Source organism: Lewinella sp. JB7 (assembly GCF_024297185.1).
Classification (GTDB): domain Bacteria; phylum Bacteroidota; class Bacteroidia; order Chitinophagales; family Saprospiraceae; genus Neolewinella.
In genome coordinates this window covers 506,196-528,717 of sequence record NZ_JANCTD010000001.1, presented here as the reverse complement: position 1 = coordinate 528,717, position 22,522 = coordinate 506,196, and the positions used below count along the sequence as shown (strand labels likewise).

The following is a 22,522-nucleotide window of genomic DNA, read 5'->3' as shown; positions in this document are numbered from 1 at the left end:
ACTTACAGAACTAAAAATACTGTTGCTTCGTTTGGTTTGCTCACTGCCAACCTATGCAAGCTGCTGACTTCCGGGGGATCACCCCGCTTTCCACTACACTTCGTTCCCTGCGCGTAGCCCTTCTCGTCACCGCGTGTCTATTGGTGAGCGTGCTCGCCCGGGGACAGGAATCGCTGCGGGTTTCCCTCCTCACCGACAGCACCGCGGTCACGGAACCTACCCTGGACAGTCTGATCCGCACCGAACTCCGGGCGCTGCTCGGCACCCGCTTCGCCCTGGAGCTGGATACCCGTCCGATCGAGGAACTGGACCTGGATACCCTCTACCCCACTACCGACGTCGTGATTGGGGTTGGGCTCGCCAGCACCCAGTTGCTGATGGACCGGGAGGTTTATCCCAAGCCAACCATCGCCGCCGTGGCCATCGAGCCGAAGGTGGCGGGTGGACCTGACGGCACGGGGATACCGAACTTCACCTTCGTCCGCTCCCCATTTGACATACAACGCGACCTGGATACCCTGGCGCGTCTGCAACCCTACGAGCGGCTGACGGTCGTGACGACCGAAAAATTCCGGGACTTGCTCACCCGCACGGTGCCCGCATATACCGACGCCGAAGTGACCGTGATCACCGTCGGTCCCACGGCCGCATCGACCCTGTCCCGGCTACCCGCCGCTACCGATGCGGTATACTTCACGCCCATCGAACCGGAGCTTTCCCCGGCGGATGCCCGTACGGTGCTGAGCGAACTGCACGGACGGGGCATCCCCACCATGGCCCTCATGGACGACCCCCTGCTTGATCTCGGAGCTCTACTGGCCTTCAGCTCCGCCGACGTACTGCGCCGACTGCCCCGCCGGATCGCCCTGGACGTCCTGCGCATTACCGACGGACTCGACCCGGCCGAATTTTCGACCGAGATCGACGGCTCGCGACCCAGCCTCATCATTAACATGGCGGCGGCCCGGGCCTCCGGAGTGTATCCGGACTTCGACCTGATGCGACGGGCGGTGCTGCTCAATCCCATCGCGATCGAAACCGGTCCCGTACTTACCCTCGAGGGTGCCGTCCTGGAGGGCCTCGCCCGCAACCTCGGGTACCGGATCGACGAATACGAGCTGGCGCTAGCGGGCACGGATGTGGATGTGGCCCGCGCGAACCTACTCCCCCAGCTGAGTGCCAGTACGACGCTGAATTTTCTCGACCCCCAGTCCGTCGCCTCGAGCTTCGGACTCCAGGGGCGGTACAACTGGACGGCCGCGGCCACCCTCAGTCAGGTGATCCTGTCGGAACCCGCCTTCGCCAACGTAGCCATCCGGCGGTTGCTGGCCGAAGGACAAACCGCCGCCCTGGAATCCAGTCAGCTCGACGTCATCCTGGACGTGGGCACGGCTTACCTCAACGTCCTGCAGGCCCGGGAATTCCTGCGCCTCCAGAACGAGAACCTCAACGTGACCCGCACCAACTATAATCTGGCGGTGGACCAGCGGGAGGAGGGGGCCGCGGCCGCTACCGACGTGTACCGCTGGGAGAGTGAGCTCTCCCTCGGCGCGATCAACGTCAACGACGCCGAGGCGCGGTTCGCCCAGGCCCGCTACCAGCTGAACCAGCTGCTTGACCACGACATTGACGCTGAATTTCAGCTGCCGGTCTTTACCGGACAGGATTCCCTCATCGGCCTCATCGGAAAAACCTTTCTGCCCCTCCTCAATACTCCCCAAGACATCGACCGCCTGGCCGATTTCCTCGCCGAGGAGGCCCGCAATAATCTACCCACCCTCCGACAACTCGACCTGGCCATCGCGGCGCAGGAGCGGCAGCAACTATCCCGGCAACGGTCTTTTTACCTGCCCGAAATTGCCGTGAACGGGCAGTTCGGCTACCGCATCGGGAACTACCAGACCGTAGGCCTGCCGCCGGAATTCAACTTTGACTTCGCGGCCGCCGACCGCCCCCGGGGCAGCTACTCCGCCGCGGTGGGCGTAAGCCTTCCCATCTTTCAGGGCGGCCTGCGCAAGGCGCAGCTACAGCAGGCCCGGGTTACCACCCTCCAAACCGCCGCCCAGCGCGAGAACACCGAGAACCAGCTCGTTCAGCGGCTATACTCCAGCGTGGAAACCCTGGTGGCCAGCTACCGCAACCTCAACCTCGCCCGGACGGCCGCCGCCACCTCCGAGCGCAACTTCGCCCTCATCGAGGACCTCTACCGCAGCGGTGCGGCCAATGTCACCTCCCTGATCGACGCCCAGAACGTCGTCCTTCAATCGCGCGTTAACGCCACCAATCTGGGCTACCAGTTCGTCGCCGACTTCCTGACCGTGCAGCGCGCTACCGGCAGCTACCACTTCCTCGATGCCCCCAGTGAGCAGACGGCCTTTCTTCAGCGCTTCCTCTCCTTCCGTTCCCGGTAACCCCCTCCCCATAATCGCTTTTCCATGAAATTGTTACCCCTCTTTGCCCTTCTCCTCGTACTGACCGCCTGCGGCGGCGGGACGGACGAAACCGTCACCGAAGCGCCGGTCCGCGCGATCCGCGCCGCGCCCGTGGTGTTCGACGACGGCAGTAGCAGCCTCGTCTTCAGCGGGGTGGCCGAAGCAGCGGGACGCACGCCCCTGTCCTTCCGGGTCGGGGGCACCGTCCGTCAGTTACCCGTAGCGCTCGGCCAGCGGGTGAGCCGGGGCCAGTTGATCGCCACCCTCGATCCCGCCGACCTGGTGGTGCAGCGCTCCCAGGCCACCGCCCAGCGGCAGGCCAGCCAGGCGCAGTTGGAAAGCGCGGAAACCCAGCTCATCGCCGCCCAGGCCGCCTACGAGCGGACCGCCAAATTGTACGAAAGCAACAGCGTGTCCCTGAGCCAGTTCGAGCAGGCGCGCAGTCAGTACCAGACGTCCCGTGCCCAGGTCGAAGCCGCCCGCAGCCAACTGGAGGCCAGCGGCGCCCAGGTGAACGCGGCCAGCAACCAGGTGGCCTATACCCGCCTGACGGCCCCCTTTGCCGGGGTAATCACCGAAAAGCACGTCGAAGCCAATGAATTCGCCCCTTCGGGGACGGCGATCGTTACCCTGAGCACCGATCACGACCCCGAAGTGAAGGTGAACGTGCCGGAGGACGTGATCGGTCGCCTTTCCGCCGGCCAGTCCGTCGAAGTCAGCTTCTCTTCCATTCCCGACCGCCACTTCCCGGGCACGGTTTCCGAAGTCGCCTACGCCGCCGCCGGCTCGCCCAGCTACCCCATCACCATTACCGTAGCGGACGAGGACGAGGCGATCCGGCCCGGTATGGCCGCCAACGTCCGGTTCTCGTTCACGACGGAGGGCTCGGCTGGCGACAGCCTTCTACTCGCCCCCATCGCGTCGGTGGCCGAAGGTCCCGATGGCAAATTCGTCTTTCGCCTGGAACCCACCGACAGTGCCGACCAGTACATCGCCCGCCGCACCCCCGTCACCATTGGGAAATACTACGCCCGCGGATTCGTCGTACGCGAGGGCTTGGATCCCGATGACCTGGTCGCTACCGCCGGCCTGAAGCAGCTGCTCGACGGCATGCGCGTCCGCCTCCTTCCCCAGTAACACCCCCCTCCTTTCCCCGCGCCCCCAACCGCCGCCCCATGAATATTGCCAAAGTCGCTATTGAAAACAACCGGGTCACCATCCTCTTCGTGCTGGTGATCGCCCTAATGGGCGTGCTCGGCTACAATCAGCTGAGCCGCGACGCCATGCCGCCCTTCACCATCCGCGTGGCCACGGTGGTGTCCAGCTTTCCCGGGGCCAGCGCCGAACGCGTCGAGGAGCTCATCACCGAGCGCATCGAACAGGTAGCCCAGGAACTCGCCGAAGTCGACGAGATCACCAGCGAAAGCCGCACCGGCCTGAGCATCGTGAGCGTCGAGCTGGACCCCGGCGTACGCGCCGAAGACATGCAGCCCGTCTGGGACCGCCTGCGCCGCAAGATCGACCAGCTCCGCCCCGACCTGCCCGACGGCCTGCGCAGCATCGAGGTAAAGGACGATGACATCGGCGTAGTGTATGGCATCCAGGTAGGGCTCACCGGCCCCGGCTACAGCCTGAGCGAACTGGAAGATGCCGCCGAAGACATCCGCGACGACCTCGTCAAGCTCGCCGATGCCGCCGAAGTAGAGATCAGCGGTACGCGCCAGGAACAGATCTTCGTGGAGTTCGACAACGCCCGCCTGGCCCGTTACGGACTCTCGGCCAATGAACTCCAGCAGACCATTTCCGCCACCAACATCGTCTTCGCGGGCGGCGACGTCGGCCTCGGCGACCAGCGCGTCGTGCTCGAGCCTACGGGCAACTTCGAAAATCTCGACGATTTGGCCAGCACCGTTGTACGCCTCACCGGTAACCAGACGGCCAAACTCGGAGAGATCGCGACCATCAGCCGGGGGTACGCCTCGCCGGCCGAACGACTGGTCCGCCTGGGCGGACAACCGGGCATCGTAGTGGGCGTCGCAGTGAAGGAGGGCGCCAACCTGGTTCAACTCGGGGAAGAAATTGACGCCCGCCTCTCCTACTTCAATCAATCTCTCCCCCTCGGCATGGAGGTCCGCCGCATCGCGAGCCAGGACGATTACGTACAGGCGAGCGTCGACGGCTTTCTGTCCAACGTCCTGCAGTCGATCGCCATCGTGCTGGCCGTCATGTTTCTCTTTCTCGGTTGGCGGACCGGGCTGGTGGTTGCCAGCCTTATCCCCCTGGCTATCGTCATGACGCTCTTGCTTATGAACATCTTTGACGTGGGCCTCAACAAAGTTTCGCTGGCCGCCCTGATCATGGCGCTCGGCATGCTGGTCGACAACGCCATCGTAATCTCCGAGGCGATGATGGTCGGCATCGAATCCGGCCTCTCGCCCCACAAGGCCGCCTACCGCGCGACGCGCGAACTCGCCCTGCCGCTCCTGATCTCCTCTCTCACTACCTCGGCGGCCTTCCTCGCCTTCTTCCTGGCCGAGAACACGATGGGCGAGATCATGGGCCCACTCTTCGTCGTCATTTCCTTCGCCCTGCTCAGCAGCTGGATCATGGCCATGACCGTCGTCACGATGCTCGGCGTCGCGTTGATCCGGGTGAAGAACAAGGACGGCGGGGACGCGGGAGCGGAGGACCAACCGGAAGCAGCCAGACGCGGGGGCTTCGAGCGGCTCAACGATCACTACGGCAATCTAATCTACCGGGCCCTCAAACGGCCCTGGCTCACGGTCGGGGCGGTGGTGGTGCTCTTTATCTTCAGCCTGTCCCTCTTCGGTCGCCTGCCCTTCATCTTCTTTCCGGACAGCGACCGCAACCTCCTCACCGTTGACGTGGAACTGCCCCAGGGCACCGACATCGACCGCACCGCGGAGGTGGTCGCCCGCATCGAGGCTTTCATCAACGAGGAACTGCTCGTCGACAACGCCGAGGATTACGGTATTACGGACTTTACCAGCTTCGTCGGGGAGGGTCCCAAGAGCTACGATCTCGGCTACCAGCCCGGAGAGGCGAACAGCGGTTACGCTCACCTCTTGCTGAACACCAGCCGCTTCGAGGCCAACCCCGCCATCATTCAGCGGCTGGAAGCCTTCGGAGACGCCAACTTTCCCGACGCCGACATCACGGTCAGTTCCCTCTCCGGCGGGGGCGGGGGCGGTGCCGACGTGGCCGTACGGATTAGTGGTCCGGACGCCGACCAGCTTTACCGCATCTCCGACGGGGTGAAGGCCCTGCTTGCCGGTATGCCAATCGCCACCAACATCAGCGACGACTGGGGACCGAAGAGTAAGAAGGTCGTAATCGACATCGACCAGGACAAGGCCAACCTCGCCGGCGTCACCAACCAGGACATTGCCGTATCCCTCCGCACCAACGTAAGCGGCTATACCGCCGGCAGTTTCCGGGAGGACGACGAGTCGCTACCCATCGTGATGCGCGGCACGGGAGCCGAATCCTACGAGGTACAGGACCTGGCGGGCCTCAACGTGTACGCCCAGGGTACCGGTAACAACGTCCCCCTGGCCCAGGTAGCCGACGTAAGCGTGGAATGGCAGTACGCCAAGATCAAGCGCCGCGACTTGTTCCGTACCCTCACCGTACAGGCCGACGCTACGAGCGGCAAAACAGCTACCGACATCACTTCCGCCCTCACGCCCCAACTCGACGAGCTGGCCCGCAGCTGGCCGGTGGGGTACAGCTACGACCTCGGCGGGGAATCCGAGCGCAGCCGCGAGGCCATGGGTGCCGTCGGCGATAAGCTGCCCCTGGCCGGCTTCATCATCCTGATCCTACTGATGCTACAGTTCAACAGTTTCCGTAAGACGACCATCGTACTGCTGACCATCCCGCTGGGACTCATCGGAGTGATTCTGGGGTTGTTGCTCTTCCGCAGTTACTTCGGCTTCATGGCCTTCATGGGTATGATCTCCCTGGCGGGTATTCTGATCAACAATGCCATCGTACTCATCGACCGCATCGAGATCGAAGAGCGGGAGGGTAAGACCGAGTTCCGGGCCATCGTCGATGCCTGCAAGCAGCGCTTCCGGCCCATACTGCTGACCACCTTCACGACGGCCCTCGGCCTCATCCCCCTCTACCTCGGCGGCGGGATCATGTGGGAACCCATGGCCGTGGCCATCATGGTCGGCCTGTTCTTCGGCACGGTGATCACCCTGCTGTTCGTGCCCGTCACCTACAAACTTCTTTTCCGCATCCGGGAGCGCCGGTCGGTCGATCCGAGCGCGGACTTCGTTTGATATCTTCCACCCCCACACACCAACAAACCGTCAGTCATGCATCATCAAAACACCGATCCTCCCGCCCGTCAACCAATTCCGGACATCAAGCAACGGGTCGAGGAACTCGGGGTCTTCTTCGAGCAGACCAAGCTTACGCCCATGGAAGCGCGGGTGTTCGCCCTGCTGCTCCTCTCCGATCCGCCGGAAATGGACTTTTACGCCATTCAGGATTTCCTCCAGGCCAGCAAGAGCACGATCAGCAACGCGCTTAAACGGCTGATGGCCGAAGGGCGTGTCGAGTACATCACTAAACCCGGCGACCGCAAGCGATACTTTCGCGTCAGTATCATCAAGTGGTTGGAGCATATACAGCAAGCCCTGGCCTCGGTAGGCCCTTTCGTCTCGACGCTCGATAAAGTCATCACGCTGCGCAAGGACACCAGCAGCCCTGAATTCAACCGGGATCTGCACCGCATTAAGGACTACTTTCTCTTTCTGAAGGAAGAGCTTCCGCGCGTCCAGGCCAAGTGGAACGAGCGCGAGGGATCCGACGACTAAGCAACCGAACCAAATCCTCACCCGCAAAAAATCGAACCCATGCCCCTCTCCCCCATCATCACCGGCGCCAGCGGCATGGTCGGCCGCGCCGTATTATTGGAGTGCCTCGACAATCCCCACGTCGAGCGCGTCGTCATGATCAACCGCCGGCCGGTCGACGTGCACCACCCCAAACTGACGGAGATCATCCACGCCGATTTTTCCGACATCGGGCCCATCCGGGAGCAACTGCGCGGCTACGATGCCTGCTTCTACTGTGCCGGCGTTTCGGTCGTAGGTAAGTCGGAAGAGGAATACACCCGCCTGACTTACGAGCTGGTGGTCTCCTTCGCCCGCACGCTTCACGACGTCAACCCGAATCTGGTGCTGAACTACGTCTCCGGCGTGGGCACCGACGTCAACGGCCGGCAGATGTGGGCCCGGGTCAAGGGACGTACCGAGGTCAAGCTACTCAACGTCGGCTTCCGCGACGCCTACATGTTCCGCCTCGGCATGCTGCTGCCCGAACGCGACCTGCCCATGAAGACCGTCTGGGTCGCCGCCATGTACCGGATATTCAAACCCCTGGCTCCCCTGCTGCGCCGCTTCAGCTGGGCCACCACCGACAAAAAGCTCGGTCGGGCCATGATCAACGTCGTCCTCCATCCACGGGAAGAAAAGATCGTGGAGAGCGCGGACATTAACCGCCTCGGCACCCTGACCTAGTCGATTCACCCCGAGCGGAGGGGGGTCGGCCGTTGTACGCCGATCACGGTCAGGTTCTCCTGCTTGCCGGTCAGTTCCACCGGGGGGTACTCACGCAGGGTATACTCCTTTTCCAGTTGCAGGTGATCGGCCAGGACGGCTGAGATCAGTAACTGCTCTTCGAGTTCGTTGCACTTGCCCTGAATGCGGGCCGTCGTGTTCAGTACATCGCCGTGGTACGCCAGATCGCGTTTCAGGATGCCCACCTCGGCGACGGTAGTGCGTCCCAGGTGGCCGCCGGCCTTGAAGAAGGGTTGCAGTCCGTAGGTGGCCTGGTAGTAATCCGCCCGCCCGGCCAGGGTATCCACGAACTGAAAGAATGCGGCGACGCAGTTGTTGTTTCGCCTCCCCGGTGGCGGTTTCCAGCACAGGATCACCTCGTCGCCCACGTACTGGTAGATTTCCGCCTGGTGGCGCTCGACCGCCTCGGTGATGTCGGCGAAGCAGTCCTGAATCAGCCGGCTGAAGGCCACGTGTCCCAGTCGTTCGGCGATAGTGGTCGAGGAGCGCAGATCGATGAACAGAAAGATCCGCTCCTCCTCGCGGGGGTGGTGGTAGCGGCCCAGCAGCATATTGCCCAGGATCCCCGGCCCCAGTTTGCGCTGCATGCGTTGGAAGAGGGTGATCAGCAGACTGATCAGACTCACGTACACCAGCACCAGGTACATCAGCTTACTGAACAGGAACTCCCGCAGCGTCAAGTCGTTGACGCTCGGGTTCATGAATGGATACAGGTACACGGCTATCGCGAAAAAGACCAGCATCGTCACCAGGATTAGCAGCAGCTTCACCGCGGCCCACCGCAAAAAAGACAACCGCTCGAAGAACGGTCGGTCCATGAGCATCTCGATGAGGAAGTATCCGGTCCCGAGAATCAGACCTACGGAGACGTCAAACCAGGGTTCGATCAGGTCTTCCGGCGACACTCCGAGCTGGCCCGTCCAGCCGTAGTGACGGATGTACCCGAATAGAGAGACGGCTGCCGTCCAGATCACGACCAGCTGCAACCAAAGAACGAACCTGTGCCTGTTATAGATCGCCACTGCCGTAAAGGTAGGCGATCCGCTCCCGCATTCGGAGGGGCGGGGACGCGGGAGCAGCGCACGTCAACGGAAGCGGAGGAATCCGGTAAGCTCCCGTACGCTGATCAACCGCAACAGTAGTGCCAGTCCGAGCCCGCCGACACCCAGGAGCACGAAACCCGTCAGCCAGCCCAGATCTCCAAAGCTAGTGAGCAGGATGGCCGCCCCGGTAAGCAATACCGCCAGCAGCCCGAGCCTGCCCCAGCCCACTACGCCGACGGGCAGGTGCAGCCACCGGTGGGCCAGACCCGCCTGTACCACCGCCACGAAGGACTGGGTCAGCAGGGTGACCGCCGCGGCCCCCGGCGCGCCGTAGCGGGGCAGCACCCACAGGTTACCCGCTACGTTGAGCAGGATCCCCACGGCAAATACGTAGTTCATGCGTCCGATCAGGCCCGTGGCTCCCAGTAAGGCGCCGTAGGCGTAATTGAGGCACTGGGCGACGAAGGTGAGTGCCAGGAAAAGCAGGATGGTTGCCGTTCGCGGCTCGGCGAAGTCGTACAGCACCCCGACGATGGGCCCGGCGTAGGCGGCCACCGCGATACTGACCACCAAAGCGCCCCCGACCAGCAGGTGGACGCTGAAGCGCAACAACTCCGTGACTCCTTCCCGCCGCGCGTGGAGCCGGGCGTACATGGGTAGCAGCAGCCCGGCGAGCAACCAGCCGACCGTATTCACCGCGTCCAGCAGTCGGTAGCCCGCGGCGTAGTGGCCGGCCGCTTCGGCTCCGCCGACGAGCAGTCGCTCGATCATGATCGCGTCGGCTCTGCTGTAGGCGGTCTGCAACAGTATGGCAATCGCAAAAGGAGCTCCGCCCCGCAGTAGCATCCATAAGGTGGCCGGTCTGAACTGGGGCCAGCGGCGCACCAGTTTTCCCCGGAGCAGTATGCCAAGTGACGCAGCCGTGATTAGCCAACACAGCACCTGCGCCCCCGCAAAAAAGTGGATGCTCAGTCGCGCCGGAAAGAACAGCAGTACCGTGCCGATCAGCGCGATCATGCACACTTTATCCAGAATGCTGAACCAGCTGTCCAACGCGTAGCGCCCCAAACCCGCCAGGCTCGAACGCAGATAAAGTACCAGGCTATTGAGGAGCTGACCGGTACCGATGAGCAGTAGAAGTCCGATCTCCGCGCCCCGGTAGCCGAGTCCCCAGCCGGCCAGCAGGAGTGCCGCGAAGAACACCCCGCCCAGGAGGGTTTTCAGCAAAATGAAGTGCGGAAAGTACTTCGCCAGTAATTGCCGGTGCCCACTGATGGTCCGGCTGTTGTACAGTTGCAATCCGAAATCGGCGATGACCTGTAGCAGCATACCGAGTCCGAGCAGGGAAAAGTAGAGCCCGTAGTCCGCCTCCGGCAGCCGATTCTGCACCGTACGTTCGATCGCGAACAGGTAGACGCCCTTGACCGTGAGGTTCAGCAGGAGGACGAGGACGGCGTTGCGGAAGAAGGTGGCGAGCATTTTTAGGAGGGTGGTAAGGTGGTAGCGTGGTACAATAGTACTATGGTGGTGGGTTAGTGAACCGTGTTATCCCCCATAACGGCAACCTTAAAGTTTTCTACCTTCCCATCATCGTCACTGCCACTTACTAATCCCCACCGTACCACCGTACCACCGTACCAAACTACCAAACCACCAAACTCCTACCCCATGCTCCAAGTCATGATCATCAACGGTCCCAACCTCAACCTGCTCGGACGGCGCCAGCCGGAGATCTACGGAGAAGATACCTTCGACGACTTTATGATCCACCTGAAGGGTAAGTTCGTGGACTCGGACGTGGAACTCAGCTACTTCCAGAGCAACCACGAAGGTGAACTGCTGGACAAGCTGCACGAGATTGGCTGGAGTTACGACGGTATCGTACTGAACGCGGGCGCTTATACTCACACCAGCGTTGCCCTGGCGGATGCCGTGGCGGCCATCGAGACCCCGGTGATCGAGGTGCACATCAGTAACGTCCACAAGCGGGAGGCCTTTCGCCACCATTCCTTTTTGTCGCCGGTATGCGAGGGCGTGATCGTGGGATTCGGCCTGCGGGGGTACGAGTTGGCGGTGCAGTATTTCGTGTGAGGTAGAACGACTTTTGCCGTCAGGCGTTTTATTGATTAACTAATCTTATCTACATGTCCTTATCCGATCGTTTCAAACAATCCAGTAACCCCATCCTGAGTGAGGAGCGACTGGCTAAATCGGCCCAGCGACCGCTCGACGGCGGTTTCATTACGCGCGCGGAAGACAACGTCATGACCGTCTCCGGTGCCGTCAACAAGACTCTGCTCCTCGGCCTGCTCGTACTGGCCACGGCGCTGTATTCCTTCTTTTACCCCAGCAGCCTCTTCATGTGGGGCGGTGCCATCGGCGGACTCGTACTCGTGTTCATTATGGCCGCTAAGCCGAAACTGTCCGGCACCCTGGCACCCATCTACGCCCTCCTGGAGGGTCTCTTCGTGGGTTCGGTAACGTCCATCTACGTGGCCGGCTTCGGGGTGGGTATTGCCTTCAACGCGGTTATGATCACCATAGCGCTGCTCTTTGCCATGCTCTTTACCTACAAGGCGGGTCTGATCAAGGTGACGGATAAGTTCCGCACCGGCATCGTGATGGCTACGGGCGGTATTGCCCTGGTCTACCTGATCAGCATTGGGTTAAGTTTCTTCGGCATGAGCGTACCCTTTTTGCACGAGGGTGGTCTGATCGGCATCGGCATCAGTCTCTTCATCATTCTGATCGCTACCCTGAACCTGCTGCTCGACTTCGACAACATCGAGCGGGGAGCGGCCATGCGGTCGCCCAAGTATATGGAGTGGTTTTGCGCCATGGGTCTGATAGTGACCCTGGTCTGGCTTTACATCGAGGTGCTGCGCCTGCTGTCGGTGATGAACCGCGACTAAGCGCGACCGGGCATAAAAAACGAGAGGGGAAAACGGTACGTCCGTTTTCCCCTCTTTACGTTACAGCCAATGTTGATCTAGTGAGAATAAAGTGAGGCTGCTGTTACCATCATCAAAACTGACCCTAGAACGGCGGTCCGTGGTGATGCGCTGCCTGCCCGGTAAATTTATTTTAAAGGTTTCGTAACAGGGCCACGTAGAAGTCCGTGGCTTCCTCGATCTCGCGGACGTAGATGAACTCATCCGCCGTATGGCTGCGAGCACTATCGCCGGGGCCGACCTTCAGCGTCGTGAAGGGCATTAGGGCCTGGTCGCTGAGCGTGGGTGATCCGTACGTTCTGGCTTCCGGACGCGCGCGCATGGCCGCCCGCAGCAGGGGGTGGTCCGGGCGGATGTAGCTCGACTGCAGCCGTAGGCTCCGCGGGGTCAATTTCGCGCTCTTGCATACCGATTGTAATTCGGCCACCGCCTCCTCGTTGGTGTAGGCTTCATTGACACGCAAGTCTACGACGAAAGTGCAGCGATCGGGGACTACGTTGTGCTGGGTGCCGGAAGCGATGACGGTGACGGCAGCGCCGGTCGGGCCCAGTTGCTCGCCCGGGCGCACGAAGGCGTAATCGCGGATGGCGGCGATGTCGTCAAGGGCCAAGTACAGGGCATTTATTCCTTCCTTCCGGGCGGCGTGACCGCTCTTTCCCCGGGTCTCTCCGTCGATGACGACGAGGCCGCGCTCGGCGACGGCCAGGTCCAGTAGGGTCGGCTCACCCACGATGCCGGCGTCGATGGGCGGCAGCAGGGGCAGCAGGGCCGCAATACCGTTGGGTCCACTGATCTCTTCTTCCGCGGTGGCGGCGAGTATGAGGTTGCCGTTCAGGGTCGTGTCGTTTTCCAAGGCTACGAAGGCAGCGATGAGGCTGACCAGGGCACCGCCGGCATCGTTGCTGCCCAGCCCGTAGAGTTTGCCGTCGACCACCTCCGCCCGGTGGGGGTCGCGGGTATAGCCGGCCGCCGGTTTCACCGTATCGTGGTGACTATTGAGCAGGATGGTCGGACGATCGTCGCGCCACTGCCGGCTCCTGATCCATACGTTGTTGCCGTGGCGGTGGGGGATGAGGCCCAGATCACCTAGGTAGTGCTCGATCAGGTCGGCCGTCCGGTCTTCCTGTCGGCTGAGGGATGGAGTTTCGATGAGGCGAGCGAGTAGGTCGAGAGAATCGTTCATGGGATAGGATCAGGGGGAAAAGGTATCAAGAGGTACGGACTACCGCAAGTTCTACGTGTAGCGACGGCTTGAGCCGTCACGCTGCTTTCCATCCATGCGGTTTTACGCGTAGCGACGGCTTGAGCCGTCACGCTGCTTTCCACCCGTGCAGTTCTACGTGTAGCGACGGCTTGAGCCGTCACGCTGCTTTCCACCCATACAGTTCTACGTGTAGCGACGGCTTGAGCCGTCATGCTGCTTTCCACCCATGCGGTTCTGCGTGTAGCGACGGCTTGAGCCGTCACGCTGCTTTCCACCCATACAGTTCTACGTGTAGCGACGGCTTGAGCCGTCATGCTGTCTGACCTACCTGGCCGTACGAAGACTAAACAGGGAGATTTTTGACCAGGAAGATGGATGTGATTTGTGCGCGGCACAGCTGGGCGACCGAAGTCGTCCCTACATGTGCGAATAGGAAAGAATAATGGTACGGCACGTACAGCCGGACGACTAAAGTCGTCGCTACACGTGACGACTGTAGGGTAGGTGCTCGGTACAGCCGGATGACCGAAGTCGTCGCTACATGTTCATTTGGGATATAATTATGTCGGTACGTACAGCCGCACGACTAAAGTCGTCGCTACACGCTCGTATGGACGACTATGGGGTAGGTGCGCGGCACAGCCGGACGACCAAAGTCGTCCCTACACGTACGAATAGGAAATAATAATGGTCGGCACGTACAGCCGCACGACTAAAGTCGTCGCTACACGTAGTGCGTTCGTCACCGTATGCCCCGGACGCCGAAATTGAGACCGGGCACCAAGGTGTTGTCGTCAAGTCGGAAGCGCAGCTGCGGACCGGCCTCGACCGCCAGATTACCGGCCGCGAAGCACTGCACGCCGGCACCCCCCGTGAGGTAGGAAAAGTTGCGGTCGTCGCCCCCATCTCCGCTACTGCCGTCGCCGGTCCACACCCTACCGACGCCGGCATCGACGAACCAAAGGCGCTGCTGGCCCTCGTTCAGGTAGTACCGCCCTCCGACAGCCAGATTGAGGTCCCGCCAGACGTAGTTCCCCCCGCCCAGGTCGTAGGACTGCCGGGCGATGCCCGCCTGGCCCGCTACGGCAAAGCGGGAGCTGGTGAAATAGTGACCGCCCAACTGGACATTGACGTCATTGCGAAATTCCGAAGAGCGGAAGCTGGCAACCTGTCCGCCGAGCATCCAATCACCCGGCTCCAGCGTATCGATGGGGGAAACAACGATGCCCGGGGGAGTGAGGTAGGTCTCGATGCCTACGCCAAAGCCAAAAGTGTTCGGCCCCTCCCCCACCCGATAATTCAGCGTGGGCGTCAGCAACTGATTGTTTCCCAGATCGTACTGAATGCCCACCGTCGCGGTGACGGTTTCCAGTGCGGTGAATTGCGCCGCATCGTACGCTATGTCAGTACTGACTTGGCCGAACCCCTGCAGTTGGTCGGATTCTACGGGGTAATACCGCACGTAAGGCGCCACGCGAACGTCCGATCCGCCGCCGCCGTTGCCCAGACTAGTATTGAAGGCTCCCGTCCCGCCGACCACCAGTCGGTCGCGGACGGCTACCCCGTAGTTCCCGCGCAATCGAATGACGGTCCCGTCCCCGGGCAGGTTGCGGTAGATGGAACTCACCGACGCCGGCGGAGCGATATCCTGGGGGGAGATCACCGTGTGGGTAGATTCCAGACGAATCAGCTGGCCCTTGCGCCTGATCTGGGCGTGCGCGAGGGTGGAACAAAGAATGAAAAGGAGGAGAAGTGGAAGGTAAGTGTGTCGCATAGTACGCCTTTATGCGGCCGCCCGTAAAAGTGTTACACTCCTTTGCGGCGGATGATACACCAGCCCGGTCTTCCACCGGCGGTAAACCGCGCACATTCCCATACCTTAGCTGTTGAACCAGAGAACACGGCACCCGCGGACCCGCCCCTATGGCCCCGCTGCCGTATCGCATTACATCAACCAACTACCCGCATTATGATCAAACTTACCACTACCGCCCTGCTTGCTTTCGCCTTCCTCGGTTGTGCCGAAACCGCCGAAGCCGTCGAAGTACCCGCCGCCGTTCAGAGCGCTTTTCAGGCCGCTTACCCCGGAGCCACCGATGTAGAATGGTCACAGGACGACGACCACTACGAAGTCGAATTCGAAATGAACGGCGAAGAAATGGAAGTCGAGTACACCGCTACCGGCGAAGTAATGGAAGACTAATTCCGCCCGCCCCGGTCGATGTACGCCCGCACCCTTCGTTCCAGTAGGGACATAGTGACGGCGCCGTCGGCCAGGATAAGGTTATGAAATTCAGCGAGGTCGAAGTTGTCCCCCAGGGCGGCTTCGGCCTCTTTGCGTAGGCGCCGGATCGTAAGCTCCCCCATCTTGTAGGATACGGCCTGCCCGGGCCAACCGATGTAGCGGTCGATCTCGGAATTCACTTCCCGCAGCGACAGGGCCGTATGGTCGGCCATGTAGGCCACCGCCCGTTCCCGCGACCAGCCGAAGTAGTGCATCCCCGGATCGACCACCAGGCGGCACGCCCGCCACATCTCGTAGGTCAGACGGCCGAACTTCTCGTAGTCCGTCGCGTAAACGCCCATCTCCTCCCCCAGATACTCGCCGTACAGCGCCCACCCCTCCCCGAAGGCGGAGAGGTAGAGGTCGCGGCGAAAATCCGATACGGCTTCCAGTTCCGCGGCCAGCATCATCTGCGTATGGTGGCCGGGTACCCCCTCGTGCAGCGCCAGGGCGGGCAGCGTATAGAGCGGTCGACTAGGCAGGTCGTAGGTATTCACCCAGAATTGTCCGGCGCGGCGGTTGTCGGAGGAGCCCGGACTGTACCGCCCGCCCGTATAGTTAGGAGCCAGCGCCGCGGGTACCGGAGCAACCACCAGCGGCATGCGCGGGAGTTTCGTGAAGTACCGCGGCATCTCGGTCTGAATACGGTTCGTGATCCAGGCGGCCCGGTCCAACAGCGCCTGCGGGGTATCGGCATAAAACTGCGGATCCGTACGCAAGAATTCAAGGAACTCGGCGTAGGTGCCGGAAAACCCCGTGCGCGCAATAATTTCGTCCATCTCCGTCCGGATGCGGGCCACCTCCGCCTCCCCCGTAGCGAAGACTTCCTCGGGCGTCAGTTCGGTCGTGGTGTAGAAGCGGACGCGCTGGCGGTAAAACTCCTTTCCGTCGGTAATTCCGGAAATGCCGATGCCCGCGGGCAGGGCGGGGAGGTAATCGTCGCGCAAAAAGTTACCCAGCCGGGCGTAGGCGGGGTAGAGCGTGTCGCGCACCAGCTTATGCACTTCGGCCGTGCGGGCTTCGTGGTCGGCCACCGGATTTACGAACATGCTCTGCTCAGCCCCGGTCGCCAGCGTGCGGTCGATGAGTTCGATATTGCGCTCGACCACGAGGCGGGGGTTGGTCTTCCCCGCGGCCAGCCCCCGCTCCATATTGACCTGCTGTCCGGCGAAAAATTGCGGCAGCGCGCGCAGGCGGGTCAGGTAATCGGCGTAGTCTTCCTCCGTCCGGATTCGGCGCCCGCTGACCCGGTAGATCACGGAGGCGAGAAATCCCCCCTCGGCGTCCAGCGGAAATAGGTGATGCCCGAAGCGCAGGCGGTAGAGGCGGTCGTCCAGGACGAAGGCGAGCAGCGCCCGGTCGATTCGCTGGGCGGAGGAGAGGCTTTCCGGGGCGGGGACGCGGGAGCGGAGATCGTCCAGAAAAGCAATGTCGGCGGCAACCGTAGCGTCGGTCGCTAAGCCCCAGAGATTAGTGGAGTCGGATCGTCCGTAGCCGGCGTAGTCCTCCAGTACCCGGACGAGGCGTACGGAATCCGACTGCCCGTGCAGGATGGAACAACAACAAAGAAGGATCAGAAGGCGCATAGGTAGTAGGGGCTTAACTTGTGTGGAAGATACTTTTCGCCAGACCTATATACGTATGCGCCTATCCACCATTCTGTTCCTGACCGCCACGATCACCGCTTCCGCATCCGCCCAGGATACTACTTACCTGCTGACGGATAGCGGTCTGACCGGCTGGCAGGTGATCGTGCAGGAGCGGGGTGCCGTGCCCGTAGCGGAGCAGGACTTGTTCGCCTACGAGGGCGGCTCCCTCCACGTGATGGCTCACGCGCCCGATGGATCGCGGCAACCCTTCGCCGCCCTGGTGACGGACGCGGAATACGAGCGCTACCACCTCCATGTGGAGTACCGGTGGGGGGAGAAAAAATTCGCGCCCCGGACGGACGCGGTTCGGGATGCCGGCGTACTCTTTCACGTGTTCGACACCGGAATCTTCTGGCCCAGCGGACTGGAGTGCCAGATTCAGGAGGGCGATACCGGCGATGCCTGGCTGATCGGAGCCCGCGCCACGTCGACCCTGCATCCCGACGCCCATAATTTCGCTTCTTCCGGACACCCGGAAACAAGGGCCGGAGAGCGCTACGCCAAGTTTGCCCGGAGCTTCTCGTGGGAGGTGCCCGGCTGGAACACCATCGATATGGAGGTGGACGGCGCAACGGCCCGCTTTTACGTGAACGGTCATCTGGTGAATGAGCTCACCGGGTCGGAGCGCCCCGATCCGCGGTCCGGAAAGTGGGTTGCTCTGGGTAAGGGGAAAATCGCTCTGCAGGCTGAAGGGGCGGAACTATTCTACCGCAATGTCTGGCTGGTAGAGAAAAGTGTTAACAAACAATGAGGCGGCACTTCTTGCGTTGAAACCCCGAATGCGATCTTCATGATCCCATCGGCTCACCCCCAGAATAGTCCTTACATGCTCAAGTTTGCCACTACCCTTTTCTTCATAGTGGCCGTGCTGGCCTGCGGTAACGTCGAAACCGAAGAGGAGACCATCGATATCCCCGGCAACGGCATCCCCGCCGCCATCGAGACCGCCTTCCGCGCCGCCTATCCCGGAGCCACCGACGTGGAGTGGGACGTCGACGACGACCACTACGAAGTGGAGTTCAAAGTGAACGGCGACAAGATGGAGTTGGAATACGGATTCGACGGGAAGGTGCTCGACTTCGAGGACTGATTCCCGCCCGGTCGGTCGTCTTGCCCCCCCGGTCCTGTAGGAACTGATTAACTTATGCGAAACCACCTGGTTTCGGCATGTTCCAGTTCAACCTCTATTCCTCGCTGTTACTGCTCGGCACGGTACAGGCCTTGGTGTACGCCATCCTGCTGCTCGCGCGCGCCCGGCGGGAATCGAGGATCAGCGAGCTGTTTGCCGGCCATATCCTGCTCACCGGAGGACTACTGATCAGCCAGTGGATGCTGGGTTTCGCGGGATGGTACGATAGCCACGACTGGCGCACGACCCTTATGTTCTACGTCAAGTGGAACAATCTGGCGCTGCTGGGACCTTTGATCTGGCTGTACTTCCGCAGTACGACTAATACGGATTTTCGCTGGTCACCCCGGTACTGGGTCCACTTCCTCCCGTGGCTCATCCTGCTGCTGCCTTATCTCGCGGCCTTCGCTTACGATGTCGGCTACTACCGCGTCTTTTCCGGGCGTGCTTTTACGTACTTCCACGGCACCCGCGGACCCGCCCAGGAATTCCTGCACGGCCAGCTGGGATGGTACGACACCCTGGAAACCGCGGTCGTTTGGGTACAGTTAGCGTTTTACTTGTTCGTTACTATCCGCGGCTATCGTCTGTACCGGCAATATTTGAATCGCGAATTCAGCAATCCTACGCCCGCGGAATTGAGGGGGCTGCGGCTTACGCTTTACCTCTTTGTAATCGGCCTAGGCGGCTTATTCCTACTTCAGGTGGCGCTGGCCGGATTGACGGAGGGCACCTACATCCACCAGTGGTTCTATTACTTCGGTCTGAGTGGCCTGATGTACTTGGCGGCCATCCAATTTTATGCTACCGACCCCGCGGCTCTGGGTGCCTTGCGGTTTGATTCGGCGGGAGGGCGCCACCAGGAAAGTAAAAACAAGGAGGAGGATTACCGGGAGCTTCTCCGCCAACTCGATTCCCGCATGCGCGTTCACCGTGATTACCTGGAGCCCAACTTGCGCCTGGGGGAAGTGGCCGAACGCATCGGAACGAATGCGGCCGATCTTAGTCGGGCGGTCAATTCATCCCTCGGGAAGAACTTTAACGATTACGTCAACACCTTTCGCTGCGGGGAATTCACGGAAAAATTGCGCCGTGGGGAGCACGAGCGGCACACTTTCCTGAGTCTGGCTCTCGACTCGGGCTTCAATTCTAAGTCCACTTTCAACCGCGCCTTCCGTAAATGCTACGGCTACAGTCCTGGGGAGGCCATCCGGCGACTCAAATCAGAATCCGACCCGTCCCAAATCATAAGCTGAAGCGCGGTACACGTAGGGTAACCGTCATTTTGGCGATCAAAATCCCTCCCCATGCGCTATCTAATCTTCCTGCTGCCCATCTTCTTCACCTATTGCAAAAGCACGGCCGGGCTCACCATTCCCGCGCAGCAAGCCTTCGTCCTGGGAGAATATACGGACACCGGCTACCGGGCCGGTCTGACCAATACCGGGACTCACCCCGTTTCCGTTCGGTTGGTCGACCGGGAAGGTGAAGTCGAGGATGCATTCACCCTTCTCCCCGGTGAACGGAAAAGCGTCGTGGTGGGCGGCGGACAGAATGTTCGCCTCGTCAACGCCGCCGAGCGCGAGGCGACGGTGTACGTAGTGATGAGTAGAGGAGTAGAGGGAATGCGGTACGAGCCCCTCGGTGGAGAAGAAATGACCGGCTCCGGGGAAGAAGGCCGGCGCCCCAACCGTCGGGCGGCACCGGTATTCGAAGATCTCGGTCCGGGCCTCACCGCTTACCGTGAGACCATTCCGCCCGGTCAGCAGCTCGTTCTTGGGGAGGGAAGTGCCGGGGGTTTTACGACCACCATCCGCACGGGCAATGGGGAGATCGAGGTGAGCGGCCGGGACAAGCGCAGCGGGGAACAACTGCAGGGCTTCGGCCTCCGGGGGCGGGAGACGGTGACTATTCGGCCCCGGGAAAACCTTCACCTTCTAAATCCCTCGGATCGGATGGTGCGTATACGGGTCACCTTCGACCGGGAGGTGGTTGGCGCGCGCCTGCTGCCGCTGAAGGCGAGCGATCGGTGATGAGCGGGGGAGGCCTTGCAGGAAGTCACGGTCCACAACGGGCCACGGTTCATCGCGGATAGGGCCCGCCTATACTCCGAACTGTCCCAGGTGGTGATCCAGGTGCTTCTGATACATGACGCTCCACTCCTGTGCCGTCATGGGGCCGAAACTCACGTTCTCCTTGCCTTCGTAGGCCGCTTCCCCCTCCGCGGACACGCGCTCCAGGTGAGCGATCAGCTTGGCGCGTTCCCGTTCGAAGTCGCGCTTGTCGGCGATGACGAACTGGGGGGCCGTCCGGCTATTGCGGGGATAGGGATCCGGCCCTACCACGCCGCGCTTGACGAATGCCTTCAGAAAGAAGCGCATCAGGAAGTTGTTCCGGACCGGCAGGGCGCCGGTTTCCATGTCGTAGGCTACGTTGAGGTGGGCCAGCATTTGGGCGGCGTTCATCTTGCCCCACCGGGGTTTGGTCTGTGGGCTTAGCTGATGAATGCGATTGACGTTATTGCGCAACGTATCGGGGGCGAAAGTGGAAGGGTAGGTCATAATCTAAAGTAAGGAAATCCCGGGGGTATTGTGCCCGTTTAGGGTGCCGCGCTTATCTTCCCTCCCATGCGAATGATCATCCTTCCGCTGGTGCTCGCGGTGCTCTTACCGGCCTGCACGGCTTCCACCGCTACCGACACCGAACCCGCGCCCCGCCGCCCGAACATCATCTTCATCATGTCCGACGATCACGCGCAGCGGGCGATCTCGGCCTACACCGACGAGTTGATCGAAACGCCCCACCTGGACCGGATCGCCGAGGACGGACTTCTGTTCCGCAACAGTTTCGTGACCAACTCCATCTGTGCCCCCAGCCGGGCCGCCATCCTGACCGGCAAGTACAGCCACCTCAACGGGAAGATCGACAATCTGAGTCCCTTCAACCCCGATCAGTGGACCTTCCCCGAAGCCCTGCACGAGGCCGGCTACCGTACCTCCCTCATCGGCAAGCACCACCTGCAGGCCGTACCCCGCGGCATCGACGAATTTCGCGGACTCATCGGGCAGGGCAGCTACTACAACCCGGTCTTCGTCCACAACGGTGATACTCTGACGGCCGACACGGGCTACACCTCTACTCTGATCACCGACTACGCCCTGGAGGAACTGGAGCGCAACGCCGCCGGCGACCAGCCCTTCCTGATGCTGTACTGGCACAAGGCTCCCCACCGAAACTGGATGCCGGACACCAGCGACCTGGCCGGACTGCTCGATAAAAAATACCCGGAGCCCGCTACCCTCCGCGACGACTACGCGGGCCGCCCGGCCGCCGCCCACGCGGACATGCGCATTGCCGACATGTTTACCAGCAACGACCTGAAGGTGACCGGCGAGTTTCAGAACCCCGACCCGGGAACGGGTGGCGCTACCTTCATCAAAAACCCCAACTTCGACCAGGTAAAGAATTTCGACCGCCAGCTGGGCCGCCTGACCGCCGGTCAACGGGCCGCCTGGGAGCCCTTCCTGCAAAGGGTCGGTCAGGAATGGCAGCGCGTGAAGGGTACGGACGAAGAACTCGGCTGGCGCTACCAACGCTACATGCAGGACTACCTGGCCAGCGTAAAGAGCGTGGACGATAATGTGGGCCGCGTGCTTGATTATCTGGACGAGAGCGGGCTGGCCGAAAATACTATCGTCATCTACACCAGCGACCAGGGCTTCTACCTCGGTGAGCACGGCTGGTACGATAAGCGCTTCATGTACGAGGAAAGTCACCGGACGCCCCTCATGATCCGCTATCCGGCCATGATCGAGGGCGGCCGCGAAACCGACGCGCTGACGCTCAACATCGACCTGGCCCCCACCCTCCTGGAGCTGGCCGGCGTAACCGCCACCGGGGAGACCCAGGGACGTAGCCTGACCCCACTCTTCACGGGCGCCACCCCCGACGACTGGCGCGATGAGATTTACTACCGCTACTACCAACAAATGGACAGTTACCACCGGGTGGCCCGCCACGAGGGCGTCCGGGGTGACCGGTATAAGCTGATTCACTTCACCGAGCCCGGCTTCGAGGGCTACGAACTGTACGACCTGGAGGAAGATCCGCAGGAGATGGAAAACCGCATCGACGACCCGGCGCTGGCGGCCGAGCGGGAGCGGTTGCAGGGGGCATTGCGGGAGCTGCGGGAGGAGTTGCGGGTGACGGACTAGC

At 61.6% G+C, this 22,522-nt stretch carries 19 protein-coding genes; 13 read left to right on the top strand and 6 right to left on the bottom strand.

Annotated features, from left to right (window positions below):
* The first annotated feature begins 53 nt into the window (after positions 1-53).
* Genes NMA52_RS02000 through NMA52_RS01980 form a run of 5 tightly spaced genes read left to right on the top strand, consistent with a single transcriptional unit; the run spans position 54 to position 7,987 of the window.
* A complete protein-coding gene (locus NMA52_RS02000) occupies positions 54-2,411 on the top strand; it encodes a TolC family protein (protein WP_254825957.1) in 2,358 nt (785 codons plus the stop codon).
* A gap of 24 nt (positions 2,412-2,435) precedes the next feature.
* The gene (locus NMA52_RS01995; RefSeq protein ID WP_254825956.1) at positions 2,436-3,569 is read left to right on the top strand and encodes an efflux RND transporter periplasmic adaptor subunit; all 1,134 of its coding nucleotides are present in this window, start codon (positions 2,436-2,438) and stop codon (positions 3,567-3,569) included.
* A 38-nt stretch (positions 3,570-3,607) separates the two neighbouring features.
* Positions 3,608-6,742 carry an efflux RND transporter permease subunit gene (locus tag NMA52_RS01990; RefSeq protein ID WP_254825955.1) on the top strand — a complete coding sequence of 1,045 codons (3,135 nt, stop codon included), beginning with the start codon at positions 3,608-3,610 and terminating at the stop codon, positions 6,740-6,742.
* 36 nt (positions 6,743-6,778) lie between these two features.
* Positions 6,779-7,282, top strand: a complete 504-nt coding sequence (locus NMA52_RS01985) for a GbsR/MarR family transcriptional regulator (protein ID WP_254825954.1) — start codon at positions 6,779-6,781, stop codon at positions 7,280-7,282.
* 39 nt (positions 7,283-7,321) lie between these two features.
* Positions 7,322-7,987, top strand: coding sequence for an NAD-dependent epimerase/dehydratase family protein (locus NMA52_RS01980; protein WP_254825953.1), 666 nt, complete (start codon positions 7,322-7,324; stop codon positions 7,985-7,987).
* A 5-nt stretch (positions 7,988-7,992) separates the two neighbouring features.
* Here the strand turns inward: NMA52_RS01980 and NMA52_RS19040 are convergent, their stop codons facing one another.
* Together NMA52_RS19040 and NMA52_RS01970 are read right to left on the bottom strand one after the other, a co-directional pair.
* Positions 7,993-9,069, bottom strand: coding sequence for an adenylate/guanylate cyclase domain-containing protein (locus tag NMA52_RS19040; protein WP_254825952.1), 1,077 nt, complete (start codon positions 9,067-9,069; stop codon positions 7,993-7,995).
* 63 nt (positions 9,070-9,132) lie between these two features.
* A complete protein-coding gene (locus tag NMA52_RS01970) occupies positions 9,133-10,569 on the bottom strand; it encodes a polysaccharide biosynthesis C-terminal domain-containing protein (protein ID WP_254825951.1) in 1,437 nt (478 codons plus the stop codon).
* Between the two features lie 189 nt (positions 10,570-10,758).
* Between NMA52_RS01970 and aroQ the strand changes: the two genes are divergently transcribed.
* Both aroQ and NMA52_RS01960 read left to right on the top strand, forming a co-directional pair.
* Positions 10,759-11,181 carry a type II 3-dehydroquinate dehydratase gene (aroQ, locus tag NMA52_RS01965; RefSeq protein ID WP_254825950.1) on the top strand — a complete coding sequence of 141 codons (423 nt, stop codon included), beginning with the start codon at positions 10,759-10,761 and terminating at the stop codon, positions 11,179-11,181.
* Positions 11,182-11,234: 53 nt separating this feature from the next.
* Entirely contained in the window at positions 11,235-12,002 is a 768-nt protein-coding gene (locus tag NMA52_RS01960; RefSeq protein ID WP_254825949.1) for a Bax inhibitor-1/YccA family protein, read from the top strand.
* Positions 12,003-12,174: 172 nt separating this feature from the next.
* Here the strand turns inward: NMA52_RS01960 and NMA52_RS01955 are convergent, their stop codons facing one another.
* Together NMA52_RS01955 and NMA52_RS01950 are read right to left on the bottom strand one after the other, a co-directional pair.
* Positions 12,175-13,224 carry a M20 family metallo-hydrolase gene (locus NMA52_RS01955; RefSeq protein WP_254825948.1) on the bottom strand — a complete coding sequence of 350 codons (1,050 nt, stop codon included), beginning with the start codon at positions 13,222-13,224 and terminating at the stop codon, positions 12,175-12,177.
* Positions 13,225-13,987: 763 nt separating this feature from the next.
* Positions 13,988-15,019, bottom strand: a complete 1,032-nt coding sequence (locus tag NMA52_RS01950) for a hypothetical protein (RefSeq protein ID WP_254825947.1) — start codon at positions 15,017-15,019, stop codon at positions 13,988-13,990.
* 195 nt (positions 15,020-15,214) lie between these two features.
* Between NMA52_RS01950 and NMA52_RS01945 the strand changes: the two genes are divergently transcribed.
* On the top strand, positions 15,215-15,448 hold the full coding sequence (locus NMA52_RS01945; RefSeq protein WP_254825946.1) for a PepSY domain-containing protein: 234 nt from the start codon (positions 15,215-15,217) through the stop codon (positions 15,446-15,448).
* Here the strand turns inward: NMA52_RS01945 and NMA52_RS01940 are convergent.
* A complete protein-coding gene (locus NMA52_RS01940; RefSeq protein ID WP_254825945.1) occupies positions 15,445-17,115 on the bottom strand; it encodes a DUF885 family protein in 1,671 nt (556 codons plus the stop codon). The two genes, NMA52_RS01945 and NMA52_RS01940, sit on opposite strands and share 4 nt — an antisense overlap.
* Positions 17,116-17,170: 55 nt before the next feature.
* Here NMA52_RS01940 and NMA52_RS01935 point away from each other — a divergent pair, with 55 nt between their 5' ends.
* The 4 genes from NMA52_RS01935 to NMA52_RS01920 all read left to right on the top strand — a co-directional run bounded on the left by NMA52_RS01935 (position 17,171) and on the right by NMA52_RS01920 (position 20,340).
* Positions 17,171-17,929: a DUF1080 domain-containing protein gene (locus tag NMA52_RS01935; RefSeq protein ID WP_254825944.1), complete on the top strand. Its 759-nt coding sequence runs from the start codon at positions 17,171-17,173 to the stop codon at positions 17,927-17,929.
* A 75-nt stretch (positions 17,930-18,004) separates the two neighbouring features.
* On the top strand, positions 18,005-18,268 hold the full coding sequence (locus NMA52_RS01930) for a PepSY-like domain-containing protein (RefSeq protein WP_254825943.1): 264 nt from the start codon (positions 18,005-18,007) through the stop codon (positions 18,266-18,268).
* A 77-nt stretch (positions 18,269-18,345) separates the two neighbouring features.
* On the top strand, positions 18,346-19,563 hold the full coding sequence (locus NMA52_RS01925; RefSeq protein ID WP_254825942.1) for an AraC family transcriptional regulator: 1,218 nt from the start codon (positions 18,346-18,348) through the stop codon (positions 19,561-19,563).
* 51 nt (positions 19,564-19,614) lie between these two features.
* Positions 19,615-20,340, top strand: coding sequence for a hypothetical protein (locus NMA52_RS01920; RefSeq protein WP_254825941.1), 726 nt, complete (start codon positions 19,615-19,617; stop codon positions 20,338-20,340).
* 69 nt (positions 20,341-20,409) lie between these two features.
* Here the strand turns inward: NMA52_RS01920 and NMA52_RS01915 are convergent, their stop codons facing one another.
* Entirely contained in the window at positions 20,410-20,868 is a 459-nt protein-coding gene (locus NMA52_RS01915; RefSeq protein ID WP_254825940.1) for a DinB family protein, read from the bottom strand.
* A 66-nt stretch (positions 20,869-20,934) separates the two neighbouring features.
* Between NMA52_RS01915 and NMA52_RS01910 the strand changes: the two genes are divergently transcribed.
* Positions 20,935-22,521, top strand: a complete 1,587-nt coding sequence (locus NMA52_RS01910) for a sulfatase (RefSeq protein ID WP_254825939.1) — start codon at positions 20,935-20,937, stop codon at positions 22,519-22,521.
* Position 22,522 lies beyond the last annotated feature (1 nt).